The sequence below is a fragment of the Shewanella baltica genome (genome assembly GCF_900456975.1).
Taxonomy (GTDB): domain Bacteria; phylum Pseudomonadota; class Gammaproteobacteria; order Enterobacterales; family Shewanellaceae; genus Shewanella; species Shewanella baltica.
Window position 1 is genome coordinate 1,337,318 of sequence record NZ_UGYM01000002.1, and the last position, 15,529, is coordinate 1,352,846.

Genomic DNA, 15,529 nt, shown 5'->3' on the forward strand with positions numbered 1-15,529 from the left:
CTTTTTTTCGTCAAAAGGTTGAACCTTTTAACGCTGTCCCCATCTCTATTGTTAATCAAAATGGCATTAGCCATTAAAAATGTAGTCAGACTGTTTATCTGGCGAGGTGAATTATGAAATTTGAATTAGATACTACCGACGGCCGTGCGCGCCGTGGTCGGTTGATTTTTGACCGTGGCACTGTAGAAACCCCAGCATTTATGCCAGTGGGAACCTACGGCACAGTTAAAGGTATGACGCCAGAAGAAGTGCGTGCTACAGGCGCAGACATTCTGCTCGGTAACACTTTCCATTTATGGTTGCGCCCAGGCGAAGAAATCATGCGTAAGCACGGTGACTTGCATGATTTTATGAACTGGCGGCGTCCTATTTTAACTGACTCGGGTGGTTTCCAAGTATTCAGTCTTGGCGATATCCGTAAGATCACCGAAGAAGGTGTGCATTTCCGTTCGCCAATCAATGGCGAGAAAATCTTCTTAGATCCTGAAAAATCAATGCAAATCCAAGATGCATTGGGCAGTGATGTGGTGATGATTTTTGACGAATGTACGCCATATCCCGCAACCGAAGACGAAGCGCGCAAGTCAATGCAGATGTCTCTGCGTTGGGCAAGACGTTCACGTGATGAATTTGACCGTTTAGAGAACCCTAACTCTCTGTTCGGTATTATTCAGGGCGGTGTGTATGAAGATTTACGCGACGAAAGCTTAAAAGGCTTAGTCGATATAGGTTTCGACGGTTATGCCGTCGGTGGTTTGGCCGTAGGAGAGCCTAAAGCGGATATGCATCGCATTCTTGAGCATATTTGCCCGCAAATTCCTGCAGACAAACCTCGCTATCTGATGGGGGTCGGTAAACCAGAAGATTTAGTTGAAGGTGTACGTCGTGGTGTTGACATGTTTGATTGTGTGATGCCAACCCGTAATGCCCGCAACGGTCATCTGTTTACGAGTGAAGGTGTGATCAAAATACGCAATGCGCGTCATAGAGATGACACGTCACCACTTGATACTAAGTGTGATTGTTATACCTGTAAAAATTATTCACGGGCGTACCTTTACCACTTAGATCGTTGTAATGAGATTCTGGGTGCGCGTTTAAACACCATTCACAACTTGAGATACTATCAAATGTTAATGGAAGGTTTGCGCGGTGCGATTGAGACGGGTACATTAGACGCCTTTGTGGCGGACTTCTATACCAGTCAAGGTCGCGAAGTACCAGAGTTAGTCGATTGATTTTTTGCTAATAAGAAGAGAAAACTATGTTTATTTCAAATGCATACGCAAGCGCTGCCGGCGCACCACAAGGTGGCGGCACGATGGAATTGATTTTCATGCTGGCAATTTTCGGCCTGATTTTCTATTTCATGATTTTCCGTCCGCAATCAAAACGCGTTAAAGAGCACAAAAACCTGATGTCATCAATCAGCAAAGGCGACGAAGTGCTGACCAGTGGCGGGATTTTAGGCAAGATTGCAAAAATCAGCGACGAAAGCGATTACGTGTTACTGAGCTTAAACGACACGACTCAAATCACGATCAAAAAAGACTATATTGCAGCTGTATTGCCTAAGGGCTCTATCCAGTCGTTGTAAGCCAAGAGGGCTCAGGCGTGTTAAATAAATACCCAATGTGGAAAAACATTATGGTGATGCTCGTCATCGCCATAGGTTGTTTCTATGCCGTACCGAACCTTTTTGGTGAAGATCACGCGGTGCAAGTGGTGGCGACTCGAGGTGCTGAAGTCACAGCATCAACCCAAGCCAGTGTGAACGAGCTGTTAGCCAGTAAGGGCATTGCGGTAAAGCGCTCTGAGCTTGAAAAAGGTCAGTTGTTGGTCCGTGTGCAAAATGCGGATCAACAGCTACTGGCGAAAGAATTAATTGCTGACAGCTTAGGTGACAAGTTCACTGTGGCGCTCAACTTAGCCCCAGCGACGCCTAAATGGCTCGAGTCTATGGGCGGCAGCCCAATGAAACTCGGTCTCGACCTTCGCGGCGGTGTGCATTTCTTAATGGAAGTGGACATGGGCGAAGCGATTCGCAAGATGGAAGAGGCTAAAGTTGCCGATTTCCGTTCGCAATTACGCGAAGAGAAAATTCGTTATGCTGGTATTCGTAGCAATACCACAGGTATCGAAATCAAGTTCCGTGATGCTGAAAGTCTCGCGAGTGCCGAGCGTTTCCTTAAGTCTCGCAGTAAAGATATGGTGTTCACTGATGCTAGCCGTGGCGAAGATTTTGCCCTGCAAGCAGTGATGAGTGACGTGTATCTTAAGCAGATTAAAGAAGAAGCACTGCAACAAAACATTACTACCATTCGTAACCGTGTAAACGAGTTAGGTGTGGCTGAGCCTGTAGTACAACGTCAAGGTGCCGAGCGCATTATCGTTGAGCTGCCAGGTGTGCAAGATACGGCTCGCGCCAAGGAAATTTTAGGTGCAACCGCATCGATTGAATTCCACATGGTCGATGACAAAGCCGATCCTAATGCTGCGCAATCTGGCCGTTTACCTGCAGGTTCTGAAGTGTACCAGCGCCGCGAAGGTGGCACTGTGATATTGAAGAAAGAAGTTATGCTGACCGGTGATCATATCACGGGCGCACAACCTAGCTTTGACCAGTACAGTCGTCCACAGGTTAGCATCAACCTTGATGCGAAAGGCGGCACCATTTTCTCTGACGTGACCAAAGACAACATAGGCAAGCCTATGGCGACATTGTTCATCGAATATAAAGACAGTGGTGAGCGCAATGCCGACGGCAGCGTTAAGATGCAGAAAATCCAAGAAGTGATTTCTGTTGCGACCATTCAAGCGCGTTTAGGCCGTAACTTTGTGATCACTGGCTTAAGCCATGGTGAAGCACAAAACCTCGCGCTATTACTGCGTGCCGGTGCCTTGATTGCCCCTGTGTCGATTGTGGAAGAACGTACCATTGGTCCAAGCTTAGGTGCTGAAAACATTCAAAATGGTGTGCAAGCTATGGTTTGGGGTATGGCGGTTGTCTTACTCTTTATGCTGGTTTACTACCGTGGCTTTGGTCTTATCGCCAACATAGCGCTAACCGCAAACTTAGTCATGGTGGTGGGCGTAATGTCTATGATCCCTGGCGCAGTGTTAACCCTACCTGGTATTGCCGGTATGGTGTTGACTGTGGGTATGGCGGTTGATGGTAATGTGCTGATCTATGAGCGTATCCGTGAAGAATTACGTGCTGGCCGTAGCGTCCAGCAGGCCATCCATGAAGGCTATGGCAATGCATTCTCCACCATCGCCGATGCGAACATCACCACTTTCCTAACGGCGCTGATTTTGTTTGCCGTAGGTACAGGCGCTGTTAAAGGCTTCGCGGTGACCTTGATGATAGGTATTGCGACTTCCATGTTTACCGCAATCGTGGGTACTCGCTCAATCGTTAACGCGATTTGGGGTGGTAAGCGCGTGAAGACTCTGTCTATCTAAGGGGAAGTGACAATGCTTGAAATTTTATCTTTAAAACATACGGTAAACTTCCTCCGTCATGCACTGCCTATCAGTATTATGTCGGCTGTATTGGTGCTGGGCTCGCTGGTTTCGCTCGCGACCAATGGCATCAACTGGGGTCTTGATTTCACTGGCGGTACCGTCGTTGAAATGGAGTTCACTAATCCGGTCGATTTAAACGCTCTGCGGGTGCAACTGACGACGCCTGATTCTGAAGGCGCGATTGTGCAAAACTTCGGTTCTAGCCGTGACGTATTAGTACGTTTACAGGTGAAAGAAGGCGTTAAGAGTGACGTGCAAGTTAAGTCTGTCATGGAAGCTGCGCAGAAAGTTGATCCACAAGTTCAGCAGAAGCGTGTTGAGTTCGTTGGCCCACAAGTGGGTAAAGAACTGGCTGAGCAAGGCGGTTTAGCGGTATTAGTTGCGCTTATCTGTATCATGATCTACGTGTCATTCCGTTTTGAATGGCGCCTAGCATTTGGTTCAGTGGCAGCACTGGCGCACGACGTGATCGTGACTTTAGGTGTGTTTTCGGTATTCCAATTGGAATTCGACTTGACCGTACTGGCGGGTCTATTGACGGTTGTGGGTTACTCACTCAACGATACTATCGTGGTATTTGACCGTATCCGTGAAAACTTCCTTAAGATGCGTAAAAGCGACCCTGAAGAAGTGGTTAACGTTTCCATTACTCAGACCATGAGCCGTACTATCATCACTACAGGTACAACCTTAGTGGTGGTAGTAGCCTTGTTCCTTAAGGGCGGTACTATGATCCATGGCTTTGCGACTGCATTGCTGATGGGTATTTTTGTGGGTACGTATTCTTCTATCTATGTGGCGAGTTTCTTGGCCATTAAACTGGGTATCAATCGTGAACACATGATGCCAGTTGAGATTGAGAAAGAAGGCGCAGACCAACCTCCTATGATGCCTTAAAGGTTACATTCGAGTTAAAAAGCCACCGACGAGGTGGCTTTTTTTTACCTCATTTTTGAGGTGGATCTGACATTCTGCTAGCAAACTCACAAAGTTATAGTCACTTATGCTGTAAAAATGGAATGTTAATTAAATTAACAACTGGTGTAAAAATCAGCGCTCGACAGGCTCGGCTATTTAGCAGTAGGATGTCGGCAACCCATATTCCAGAGAGTTGTAGCCGTAGGATGTCGCATGGAAGAACGTAAAGTGTTAGTTGCTGGTGGTAATTTATTGCAAGCCCACACATGGAAAGGTTTATTAGAGGCCTGTGGTATTCATGTTGAGCTCAGAGGTGAAGCGCTATTGGGCGGGATTGGTGAGCTTCCTACAGGGATGCAAAACGTCGAGTTGTGGGTGGGCGAGTCCCAACATGCGTCGGCGCAAGTGCAGCTGAATGCGCTGGATGTCGAAAGCCCACAATGGCAATGTGTGCAGTGCCATGAAACCAATGAAGGCAGTTTTGAGCTGTGCTGGCAATGCAGCTCTGAGCGCAGCGAAAGCCACAATTAGCCTTGGATATGCAATCACTTCCGCTTTGTGCTGTGGCTGAAAGATTGCGTCTACTGGATGAGAAGATTACACTTTGCTGATAAGCTGACATTCATCATGTCATTCAATATCTTATCTAGGAGTCAGTGATGCCGCATCCCAGTGCTTTTTCCGCCCTTGTTGACGCAATTCTGCCTAACATCACCGAAGTGACCATTGAAGCCTATCAGGCCGATGACAGCTGGCATCTTGTGGATGTGCGTGAGGATCGCGAGTGGCTGCAGGATCATTTACCCCAAGCGAAACATTTAAGCCGGGGTATTTTAGAGCGTGATATCGAAGCACGTTTCCCCGATAAACATACCCCCATATTACTCTATTGCGCAGGTGGTGCACGCTCAGCCTTGGCGGCCCATAATCTGCAACTCATGGGTTACACCCGCGTTGCCTCTTTGATTGGTGGCTATAAGGGCTGGGTACAGCGTCAACTGCCAGTCGTGCAGGATTAAGCGTTTAGGATCTCATTTAATGCAATATTTCCCCATGTTTGTCGATACGGTTAACTTAAATGTTTTGCTGGTGGGGGCGGGTGATGTGGCGAGCCGTAAGCTGGCGCTGCTGACACGTACCGAAGCCAGTATTCATGTGATAGCCCCTGAAGTGAATCCTGAAGTGCAGCGTTATGCCGATACGGGCCGAATTCTGCTATCCCAGCGTGAAGTGGTCCACGCCGATATTCAAAATTATGATCTGGTGTATTTAGCCACGGCAAACGACAGTCTTAATGCCGAGTTGGCGACTCTAGCCACCGCGCGCGGTATTTGGGTTAATGCCGTTGATAATCCAGCTTTTTGTCGCTTTATTACGCCTTCGATTGTCGATAGAGGCCGTTTAGTGGTCGCGATCAGCACTGCGGGCGCGGCACCGGTATTTGCACGCACGATTCGCTCGCGCTTAGAATCCAGCCTACCGCAATCACTCAAGCCTTTATTCGACTTTGTCGCCGATAGACGCGTCGAAGTGCAAGACAAGCTCGATTCAACCTCGAAACGTCGCTTATTTTGGGAGCGTTTTTTCGATACCAATGGCGACCGTTTCGATAGTCGTACCGCCGAGCATTACCATAATGCGTTTAATAATTTAGTTAGCCGCGGCGAAATCCTTTTGCTGGATGATTCAGCCTCTGTCGACTTACTGCCGCTCGCCGCCATGCCGTTACTGCAGCGCCTCGATTGGATCTATAGCCAAGGCGATTTGAGCGACGAATTGGCAGAATTAGTGCGTCGAGACGCCAATCGTGGTGAGTTACCCGCACTCAGTGAACTAAGTCAGCAGTACGAGCAGGGCACTCGCATGTTGCTGGTGGCCGATACGCAAAAAATCAGTCTGTTGAAGGCGCATTTCCCCATGGCTAAGCATTTGCGACCCGGCGCGATTTAACCTCTTATCGATTCTGACTTCTGTCCGATTGCACTTTCTGTTCGATTTGATGGACGTATCCTATTGTTCGTTTGAGCTAATACCGAGTCTCAGGTAGACTCGGCAGCCTTATTTTAGGATTTCGCTGTTTCAGGATTTCACTCTGCATTTAGGATGACTATGGCCCTCAAAGCGACCGTGTTTAAGGTCAATTTACAGATAGCCGATATGGATCGGAATTATTACCAAGACCATCAATTGACGCTTGCCCAGCATCCTTCCGAAACCGATGGCCGCATGATGGTGCGTTTACTGGCGTTTATTGTGAATGCCAGCGAAACCTTAAGTTTCAGTAAAGGTTTGTGCGTCGATGACGAGCCCGAGTTGTGGGACAAAACCCTATCAGGCGAAATTGATCTGTGGGTTGAGTTTGGTCAGGCCGATGAGAAATGGCTGCGAAAGGCCAGTGGTCGTGCCAAAGTTGTGCAGTTATTTACCTATGGTGGCCGTAGTGTACCCATTTGGTGGAAACAGAATCAGCAGGCGTTAGAGCGTTACCAGAATTTAACCGTGTGGAATATTGCCGAAGAGTCGGTCACGGCGATGGAAGCCTTTGTTGGGCGCAATATGGCATTGCAGGTTTCTATCAGCGAAGGCCAAATTTGGCTATCGGATAATGAGACCAGCGTGTTGATCGAACCTGAAATCCTCAAAGATATTGCATAACATGTCTTGTAAAAAAGAGCCTGCGATTGCAGGCTCTTTTCATTTATTACTTTCATTTCTCAGTAAGCGTATCGATTTGGATTTATTGGAAGCTCAGCTCCCAGCTATCGATATAACCCACATCACCACGGCCACTGTCTACGGCTTTTAACTTCCATACGCCGTTCGAATTAGCACCCGTCATATCAGCGGTATAGCTCTTGTTGATATTGGCAGCACCTGAACCTGTGTTGCTATGCAATGTAACTGTTTTACCAGAAGGGCTGATCAGCTGCACTTTCAAGTCACCAATATAAGGGTGGACTATGTTCACTACCGCAGTCACAGTGCCTGAATCACCTGTGCGAGTGACTGTGATTGGGCTAGTGATCCCTGCTGCTTTGTTATCAGGGATGTTGTAGTTATCAGTGTTGCTATAGCTTGCTGGCGTAGTCGGTGGCGTTCCGCCGCTAGATGCTGTGTAGCTTGCTGTTAACGACACACCAGTGAAGGCAGAGTAGCCTTTCAGCATGGCGTAGTAAGTGCCTGATTGGATATTGGTGATTGGGCAAGACTCGCTATTGCCACTTTTATACGGACGACAATCATAGTTAGCTGTAGTTGGCGCTGCGCCATATTGCACATACAAGTCCGCATCACCTGTACCACCGTTCATTACAAAGCCTAAATTAGTTGCGCCTTGTGGTACGTCAAAGGAGAAGTGCAGTTCTTCACTCGCTGCGCCGCCTAAGCCTGTTTTAGCCACACCGTTAACTAACACGCCATCGGTTGGTGTTGGATCAACCGGACCCGTTGGGCCAGTACAAGAGGCATCTAAGAAGGTTTTCGCGGCAACTGCATTGACTAAACCATAGCCATAGTAGTTGTCACGACCCGCAGTACCAAGATCTTCGGCGGTCATTTTCAATGCGTTACGAACTTGCGCGGCACTACACTCTGGGTGATAGCTCCAGACTAAGGTTGCAACACCTGACACATGTGGCGTCGCCATCGAAGTACCGTTGTAGTACTCGTAATCTTTATTACCTTGGTTGCTGACTGTTGCTGTCGCGCCCAATTGATTACGTAGTGCTAAACCTGTTGCGCGATCCACAGACACGGAAACCATATTGATTTCACTGTTAGCATCGACAAGGAAGGGGTTTTGTAAGCCCGGTAATGCCGCGTTACTGTAAACAATCGCCGCACTGGCACCAGCATTTTTACAGGCTTTAGCCGCATTGATTTCAGGGTAACTTGTGCCTTGATTGCCAACACGCTCCACTAAACAGATTTTATTGGTCATGTTGCCGCAGTTGAAGCTAGTTCCGCTGACGCTACATTCGGCAAGTGTGGCTGTCGCTGTGCCATTGTATGGCGCAGGAACATAGCTGCCGCCCGATGAAATAAGGCGATTATGTGGCACGACACCTGAATCAAAGTAAGACTGACCACCGATAGTGATATCGGCTAAACGGCCTTCGCCACGGGTAACCGTCGACAGAATCGCTTCACCTGGGCCAGATATTTCCACTTGGTTGGTGTATTGGGAAAATGCCGAGTGGTCTTTATGATTATCCACAGAGGCAACAGACATCACGCCATCGTAGGATGCAGGGTAGCTGTGAGTGCTGTCACCCGCGTTACCCGCAGCGGCAATCAAGAGCACACCATTGTTATAATGTGCAGCCAGAGCGTTACGCTCAGTGGTGCTGGAACCCGCGCCACCTAAACTCATAGTGACAACGTTAGCGCCGTTGGCAACACAAGTATCTACTGCGGCCACTAAGGATGAAGAGTAACCCCAGCCCGATTCGTTAAACACTTTTACGACATGAATATTGGCAGTTTGATTTGGCATTACGCCGATCACGCCGTCATTGTTAGCAATCGCCGCAATCGTGCCCGCAACGTGAGTACCGTGGGCGTTGTTGTTGCCCGGCTCAAACCAGTTGCCTGTACCTGAGTTATTGGTACCCGTGACATTATTGCCACCTAATTCGCTGTGGCTACGGTCGTAGCCAGAATCGATAATACAAATCGTGCGGTTGCCCGCTTGGCTATCGCTTAGCTGAGTCGCCCCCACAAAGGTTTGGCCCCAGGGTGTGCTTTCACTCAGTAAGTGACGCGGCATGTCTTCTTCAACATATTCCACATCGGCACGTTTTTTTAAGGTATTGATGCCGTTAGCATCGAGTTTGACCGAGTAGCTGTTACTGCGTCCGATACGCTTCATTTCCTTCGCTTGCACTTTGTTCAATGCAGTGTGCTGGGCACTGATTTCCGCCATTTGTGGCTGATAATTCATCGTGCTTGGCAGCGCGTCAGTTGTCGCGTCGCTCGATTGCTGATCACTCATTGATTGCACATTGCTGGCCGACATAATGGCCGCTGCATCGGCGTTTTTAAATTTCACAATGTAACGCTTTGGCAGTGGAGAGGTTTGTGCTTGTAATGCTGCGGCAAAACCTGGGGCTTGTGGTGCTGCTTGTACACCGGCTGAGATCGCAATAGCTAAGCTTGAAAGGCTTAACGCTATTTTAGTGGTTCTGTTGATTGTCATGTTCTTCTTCCATGGTCAATTTAGTGTTAATCATTATTATTTTATGTTTCATAAGAATAACTACGACTCAGATGCTACTCGGTTAGTGAATCTATCTGCGACTAAAGTATTTGTAAACCAATTGTTAATGGTATGGCCGCTTGTAAAAACCCAGGCTTTATAATCAGTTAATGTGAATATAAATTCAAGATGTAACGAGTTGTAACAAAATTCTATTCAAATTTTTGTTTTTTTATGTGGTAAAAATGAATAAGCGAATGCGAATTTACGGTCAATATGAGTACTTTATATTGATTTATTTGTTTTCATGGCATTGAAATTTATGCATATATTTTTTAGTGATTACAAATAACTAAATTGAACTTTAAAGTTTAAGGATAATAATGAGATTTCCTCAAGTGATTGATTATGCGAAATTGTTGCAAAACTCTGTCAAGGGAGTGGCGGTTGCCAATTCATTGACGATGGCTAAGCCATTCACGCTAATTTGTTGAGGTGTTTTTTGAAGGGGAATGTGAGCGGCAAAACGAGAAGTGAAAGCATGCGATGTGGCAGTTAACGGTAAATGCTGAGTGTACATTATCCAAAATAGCGTTACAGGAGATGAGCTACCACTGTAAACTCGTACATGCTTCAATTATGTTTGTGAGGCTAATTATGTCGGTAACTTTCAATTAAAAATTTTAAATAATCTTATTTATTTTTCATCGTTAGAACAGTCTAAAAATATATTCATTTAAATAATCATAACGCCCATTAGTGTGGCGCTTTACTTCTAATAATCTGCATATATAAGTTTGATTTTTCGCATTTTTACAAAATTTGGCATATAAGCATTTTGCCTAATAGCGTGTCTATTGGATGGGTGGTAAGTTAAATTAATTCATGAGGTTAAGTGTTTTCTTGTGGCATGGTTTAAGCGAGTGAGTGCACGAATTTAAGGCTGTGCACTATAAATCCTAAATTGGAGTAAATAAAAATTATAAAAAATATAACATCTAAGCGGATCGTATTGATATCTTCTTCAGCTGATCATCTTCATATAGAGCTTGAAACACCACAGTTACTTGCTGAAAAATTAAATGCAATTGTTTCAAATGCTTGGCCTTGTGGCGAATACGATTGTGATGCAATGGCGTTTTTCCTTGCTTGCTATGAAAATGGCGGTGAAGCAGCCCAAGGTTGGTATGGCTGGTATGCAGTTGATATTAATCCTGTTTCAGGAGAGAGAACGCTAGTTGGCTCTGGTGGTTATTTTGGACCTCCAGATAGTCATGGGATGGTTGAAATTGGTTATTCAGTGCTACCTGAGTGGCAGCGTCGTGGCTATGCTACTGAAATTGTTAATACACTCGTTTCCCATGCTTACTCTTTTGAGAAAACAAAAAACATTATTGCTCATACTTCAGCGGAAAATGAAGCATCAAAAAGGGCTTTGATTTCCAATGGTTTTAGTGAGACTGGCGTTAATGAAGGTCATCTACGTTTTGAACATGTTAGATAGTTAATTTTTTGCCATACATCGGATCATTGATGTTACTTGTGTAGCAGCGAAAACGATTATTAATTTTTATCTGAATCGATTTACGCTAATAAGATACTTCAATATCTCGCCATTCACCCGCTATCTTAGAAGTCTAATGTTGGGGTGGATAAAAAGCTTTTTATATAAAGCAATGTTGATTGATAGGCTATTGCTTAAAGTAAGCTTATTCACTTAGACAATAAAAAAGCGCCTTAGGGCGCTTTTAGCCGTTAAACCTTGAATGACTAGAGCGAGGTGACAGTGCTTAAGTGATTAACGCTTGCTTCCCCGCACTAGAGCCTATTCGATGGCTGTGAATTACTTAGCGGGCGTTTTTTGCGCTTCAACTAAGGTGGGGTAACCGCCACCATTATAGGTTTGAGTGTATCCTGCAGCGACTAAGGCTTCGGTTGCGACACTGCTACGGCGACCACTGCGGCAATACAAGACAACAGGGGCATCTTTGGCGATGCCGCGCTTAGCAAACTCCTCTGCCACTTGCTCAAAGGGAATATTTACCGCATTGGCTAGATGACCTTCGGCAAACTCCTCAGGCGTTCTGACATCGAGCACCATAGCGCCAGCGGCAATTCTATCCCATGCGATTACAGGATCTTGGTTGGTGGCGCTGGCCATCATGGGCATTAGTAGCAGTGGCATGAGTACCAGCGACTGCAGGCTTAACAGGGCTAAGCGCATTAGGCTTTGGCCACGGATTACTAGGTTGTGGGTCACTTTATCTCTCCTTGACGATCTTTTGGGCAAGCTTGTTTTAGCCAAGCGGTTACTTGCTTACCTAACTCTTAAGTCTTAACTATTAAGTAGTGACTTTGTGTGGCTTAGCTTTGCTTGGCAATTTCAGCCTCTGATTTTACACCCAATTTGCGTAAAACCATGGCGGCAGGGCAAAAACCGGTAAAAGCACTTTGGAACAGGTTAGCGCCAACAAATGCGGTTAACCACAGAAAGTTGTGGTGCACATAGGCGGTTAACACCAGTGACAGTAACACCATAAATCCGGCAAAAGCCATAATGCTGCGTTCTAATGACATACCTTACTCCTTGAGGCCATCTTGTAATGGCCTTTGTTGTGGTTAGTTTTGTGTCTGTATCTGAACAGTATTCATGCGGTTTTTCATTGCTGTGTAGTACAGCACTGGGATGACAACTAAGGTCAGTATGGTCGAGATAAAAATACCAAAGATCAGACTGATCGCTAAGCCATTGAAAATCGGATCATCAAGGATAAACAGCGCCCCTATCATGGCCGCTAATGCGGTGAGCATAATGGGTTTAGCTCGCACGGCACCCGAGTGGATCACTGCCCGCTCAAAGGGCACGCCGGATGCAGTTTCTTGATTGATAAAATCGACCAATAATATCGAGTTACGCACAATAATCCCCGCCAGCGCTATCATGCCTATCATGGACGTCGCGGTGAATTGCGCTCCGAGCAGGGCATGGCCTGGCATTACACCAATCACAGTTAATGGGATTGGCGCCATGATGATGAGCGGCACGAGATACGATCTAAACTGCGCCACTACCAAGAGATAAATGGCGATCATGCCGACCGCATAGGCGATGCCCATGTCTCTAAAGGTTTCGTAGGTGATTTTCCACTCGCCATCCCACAGCACGGCGACCGAGTCTAGCCCTGTGGGTTGGTGAATATAATGCTGATCAAACCCTAAGCCATCGGCGCCATCAATTTTGCCCGCCATGTCGAACATGCCGTAGAGTGGGCTGTCCAGTGGCCCCGACATATCGGCGACGACCATGATCATAGGGATCATATTCTTATGGATAATCGGTGCATCGATTTTGCCGCGTTTGATGGTAACTAGCTCAGACACAGGCACGGATTGCCCCGTTTGGCTCAGTAACTTCATATTCAGCACTTGCTCTAAATCGACTTTCGCGCCTTCGTTTAATTGCAGGCGGATCGGTATCGGTTGTTTTTGCTGGGCTTGATGTAAATAACTCACATCTTTGCCGCCAACGGAGGTGGCAATCAAGTCGACAATATTGCTGTAGGGCACGGCCATCAGGCTGGCTTTACTGCGGTCGATCATCACCTGCCATTTTTGCTGGGCAGCGGGCAAGAAAATATCGATATCGACCACATCTTTGGTTTCATGGAACAGCGCCTGCATCTCGTAAGCGGCTTGCTCGCGGATTGCGGGGCTTGGGCCATACACTTCGGCAACCAGCGGCGACCACACTGGCGGTCCAGGTGGCACTTCAACGACTTTGATATTGGCTTGATATTGCTCGCCAATTTGCTGCAGTTCGTCTCGCACCGATACCGCTATGGTGTGGCTGTCGCGTTTGCGGTGTTTTTTATCGACTAGGTTCACTTGAATGTCGCCAAGCTCTTGGCTGTGACGCAGGAAGTAGTGACGCACTAAGCCGTTAAAGTTCATTGGCGCGTTAGTGCCCGCATACAACTGCAGATGCTCGACTTCAGGGACAGTCGTCAGATAGCGACTCAAATCCTGTAGCACTCTCTGGGTTTGCTCTACGGGAGTGCCTTCGGGCATGTCTACCATCACTTGAAACTCGGACTTGTTATCGAAGGGCAGCATTTTTAGCACTACAAGCTGACCCAGGGGGAGCGCGACGGCGATGCCAATTAACACAAATACCCCGGCAGCCAGTCCCATTCTTGCCTTACGGGCATTTTTACCCAGCAGGAAAGGACCAATTAAGTGGGTGAAGAGGCGCACCATCTTAGTTTCGGCTTCATCCTCGTGTGAGGCTTGGGCACTATCGTGCTTGTCATTGTGTTTCAGCAGTTTACGACTGAGCCAAGGGGTGACGACAAAGGCAACCACTAGAGAAATCAACATGCCCATACTGGCGTTGATGGGGATCGGACTCATGTAAGGCCCCATTAAGCCCGATACAAAAGCCATCGGCAGCAGTGCCGCGATAACAGTGAACGTCGCCAGAATCGTCGGGCCACCGACTTCATCGACCGCCACAGGGATAAGCTCACTAAAGGACTTTTTGCCGAGCGCCATGTGCCGATGGATGTTTTCAACCACGACTATGGCATCGTCGACCAAGATGCCGATAGAGAAAATCAAGGCGAACAAGGACACGCGGTTTAGGGTAAATCCCCACGCCCAAGAGGCGAAAAGGGTGATCGCCAGCGTTATAATAATGGCCACACCTACGACTAAGGATTCGCGTGCGCCCATGGTTAAAAAGACCAGTACGACTACGGCGCTGGTGGCAAAAATCAGTTTTAAAATAAGGGTGTTAGATTTATCCGCCGCGGTTTCGCCATAGTTACGTGACACTGTGACTTCGACATTCGCGGGGATCAATACATTGTCGACCTTAGCAATCCGCTCAATCACACTGTCGGCGATATCGACGGCATTTTGTCCCGCTTGTTTACCAATTGCGATAGTGACGGCGGGATAAATGTCGGTTTTATCCGCGTGCCAAACACTCTGCTTAGGGATATCACTTTTTAAGCTGATTTCGGCAATATCCGCCAAATAAATCGGAATATGCTTGCCTTGTTTATTCTGATAGACACCGACAACTAGTTGTTTGAGATCGTCTATGGATTGTAAAAATTGCCCAGCCTGAACTTTAATCTCTTGATTACCTTGCACTAAGGATGCAGGCATAGAGACCATATTATTGTCATTTAGACTCTGTCTTAACTTGTCGTAGGTCAGATTAAAGCTGTTCATCTTGGCGGGATCGATACGTATGTTGGCCACCATGTCGTGCTGGCCAACGGTATAGATTTCGCGGGTACCGGGAATGCGCTTAATTTCGGTTTCTAACCCAAGGGCGACATGGGTCAGTTGCTCGGCAGAGACTTGTCTGTCCTTTGACCACAAGGTCAAACTGACAATGGGCACATCATCGATGCCGCGGGGTTTGATTAGTGGATCACCCACCCCTGCGCCCCTTGGCAATTTATCCATGTTGGAATAAATCTGGTTGTACAGGCTGACGATGGCATCATTGCGCGCGACGCCGACCTTAAAGATGACGATAATCAGCGCGCCATCGGGTTGGGAGAACGAATATAGGGTATCTATGCCTTTGATTTCGGAGATCACTTGCTCCGCAGGCAAGGTGACTAAGTTTTCAACTTCGGTAGGTGTCGCGCCGGGAAAAGGAATAAACACGTCGGCAAAGGTGACATCAATTTGCGGCTCTTCTTCCTTTGGCGTCACCAAAATAGCAAATAAGCCGAGTAAGAGTCCGAGAAGCGCTAATAGCGGCGTGATGGCGCTATTTTGGAAGGCGGCGGCAATTCGACCGGAAATCCCAAGTGTGGTCTGTGGTACTGGAGCATGTTTCATAAAACAACCTCGACAAAACTTAAG

The 15,529-nt window shown here is 47.1% G+C and carries 13 protein-coding genes; 9 read left to right on the forward strand and 4 right to left on the reverse strand.

The genetic code is table 11. The features are described 5' to 3' along the window. Positions 1-113 precede the first annotated feature (113 nt). The 8 genes from tgt (at position 114) to DYH48_RS06100 (ending at position 7,101) form a co-directional block, all read left to right on the forward strand. On the forward strand, positions 114-1,238 hold the full coding sequence (gene tgt, locus DYH48_RS06065) for a tRNA guanosine(34) transglycosylase Tgt (protein ID WP_115334287.1): 1,125 nt from the start codon (positions 114-116) through the stop codon (positions 1,236-1,238). 26 nt (positions 1,239-1,264) lie between these two features. Further along, positions 1,265-1,597, forward strand: coding sequence for a preprotein translocase subunit YajC (yajC, locus tag DYH48_RS06070; protein ID WP_006082276.1), 333 nt, complete (start codon positions 1,265-1,267; stop codon positions 1,595-1,597). Between the two features lie 17 nt (positions 1,598-1,614). Beyond that, entirely contained in the window at positions 1,615-3,465 is a 1,851-nt protein-coding gene (gene secD, locus DYH48_RS06075) for a protein translocase subunit SecD (protein WP_011847205.1), read from the forward strand. Between the two features lie 12 nt (positions 3,466-3,477). After that, positions 3,478-4,425: a protein translocase subunit SecF gene (gene secF, locus DYH48_RS06080; protein ID WP_012587306.1), complete on the forward strand. Its 948-nt coding sequence runs from the start codon at positions 3,478-3,480 to the stop codon at positions 4,423-4,425. 234 nt (positions 4,426-4,659) lie between these two features. Next, complete coding sequence (locus DYH48_RS06085; protein WP_006082273.1) at positions 4,660-4,977, forward strand: putative signal transducing protein; 318 nt, start codon at positions 4,660-4,662, stop codon at positions 4,975-4,977. A gap of 128 nt (positions 4,978-5,105) precedes the next feature. Continuing rightward, positions 5,106-5,465: a rhodanese-like domain-containing protein gene (locus tag DYH48_RS06090; protein WP_006082272.1), complete on the forward strand. Its 360-nt coding sequence runs from the start codon at positions 5,106-5,108 to the stop codon at positions 5,463-5,465. Between the two features lie 19 nt (positions 5,466-5,484). Further along, the gene (locus DYH48_RS06095; RefSeq protein ID WP_012089612.1) at positions 5,485-6,396 is read left to right on the forward strand and encodes a precorrin-2 dehydrogenase/sirohydrochlorin ferrochelatase family protein; all 912 of its coding nucleotides are present in this window, start codon (positions 5,485-5,487) and stop codon (positions 6,394-6,396) included. A 159-nt stretch (positions 6,397-6,555) separates the two neighbouring features. Then, entirely contained in the window at positions 6,556-7,101 is a 546-nt protein-coding gene (locus tag DYH48_RS06100; protein WP_006085495.1) for a YaeQ family protein, read from the forward strand. An 82-nt stretch (positions 7,102-7,183) separates the two neighbouring features. Here the strand turns inward: DYH48_RS06100 and DYH48_RS06105 are convergent, their stop codons facing one another. Then, a complete protein-coding gene (locus DYH48_RS06105; RefSeq protein ID WP_006085494.1) occupies positions 7,184-9,643 on the reverse strand; it encodes a S8 family serine peptidase in 2,460 nt (819 codons plus the stop codon). Between the two features lie 1,012 nt (positions 9,644-10,655). On the opposite strand from DYH48_RS06105, the gene DYH48_RS06110 reads away from it, so the two are divergent. Further along, a complete protein-coding gene (locus DYH48_RS06110; protein ID WP_006085492.1) occupies positions 10,656-11,147 on the forward strand; it encodes a GNAT family N-acetyltransferase in 492 nt (163 codons plus the stop codon). Positions 11,148-11,486: 339 nt separating this feature from the next. On the opposite strand, the gene DYH48_RS06115 is transcribed toward DYH48_RS06110, so the two are convergent. The 3 genes from DYH48_RS06115 to DYH48_RS06125 all read right to left on the reverse strand — a co-directional run bounded on the left by DYH48_RS06115 (position 11,487) and on the right by DYH48_RS06125 (position 15,505). Further along, positions 11,487-11,903 carry a rhodanese-like domain-containing protein gene (locus DYH48_RS06115; RefSeq protein ID WP_115334288.1) on the reverse strand — a complete coding sequence of 139 codons (417 nt, stop codon included), beginning with the start codon at positions 11,901-11,903 and terminating at the stop codon, positions 11,487-11,489. 104 nt (positions 11,904-12,007) lie between these two features. After that, the gene (locus tag DYH48_RS06120; protein ID WP_006082265.1) at positions 12,008-12,220 is read right to left on the reverse strand and encodes a YgaP family membrane protein; all 213 of its coding nucleotides are present in this window, start codon (positions 12,218-12,220) and stop codon (positions 12,008-12,010) included. Between the two features lie 42 nt (positions 12,221-12,262). After that, a complete protein-coding gene (locus DYH48_RS06125) occupies positions 12,263-15,505 on the reverse strand; it encodes an efflux RND transporter permease subunit (RefSeq protein ID WP_115334289.1) in 3,243 nt (1,080 codons plus the stop codon). Between the last annotated feature and the right edge of the window lie 24 nt (positions 15,506-15,529).

Bases quoted from the DNA above. Each gene is read 5' to 3' on its own strand.
- secF (WP_012587306.1), top strand. From the start codon at position 3,478: ATGCTTGAAATTTTATCTTTAAAACATACGGTAAACTTCCTCCGTCAT.
- yajC (WP_006082276.1), top strand. From the start codon at position 1,265: ATGTTTATTTCAAATGCATACGCAAGCGCTGCCGGCGCACCACAAGGT.
- DYH48_RS06095 (WP_012089612.1), top strand. From the start codon at position 5,485: ATGCAATATTTCCCCATGTTTGTCGATACGGTTAACTTAAATGTTTTG.
- DYH48_RS06105 (WP_006085494.1), bottom strand. From the start codon at position 9,643: ATGACAATCAACAGAACCACTAAAATAGCGTTAAGCCTTTCAAGCTTA.
- tgt (WP_115334287.1), top strand. From the start codon at position 114: ATGAAATTTGAATTAGATACTACCGACGGCCGTGCGCGCCGTGGTCGG.
- DYH48_RS06090 (WP_006082272.1), top strand. From the start codon at position 5,106: ATGCCGCATCCCAGTGCTTTTTCCGCCCTTGTTGACGCAATTCTGCCT.
- DYH48_RS06120 (WP_006082265.1), bottom strand. From the start codon at position 12,220: ATGTCATTAGAACGCAGCATTATGGCTTTTGCCGGATTTATGGTGTTA.
- DYH48_RS06085 (WP_006082273.1), top strand. From the start codon at position 4,660: ATGGAAGAACGTAAAGTGTTAGTTGCTGGTGGTAATTTATTGCAAGCC.
- DYH48_RS06100 (WP_006085495.1), top strand. From the start codon at position 6,556: ATGGCCCTCAAAGCGACCGTGTTTAAGGTCAATTTACAGATAGCCGAT.
- DYH48_RS06125 (WP_115334289.1), bottom strand. From the start codon at position 15,505: ATGAAACATGCTCCAGTACCACAGACCACACTTGGGATTTCCGGTCGA.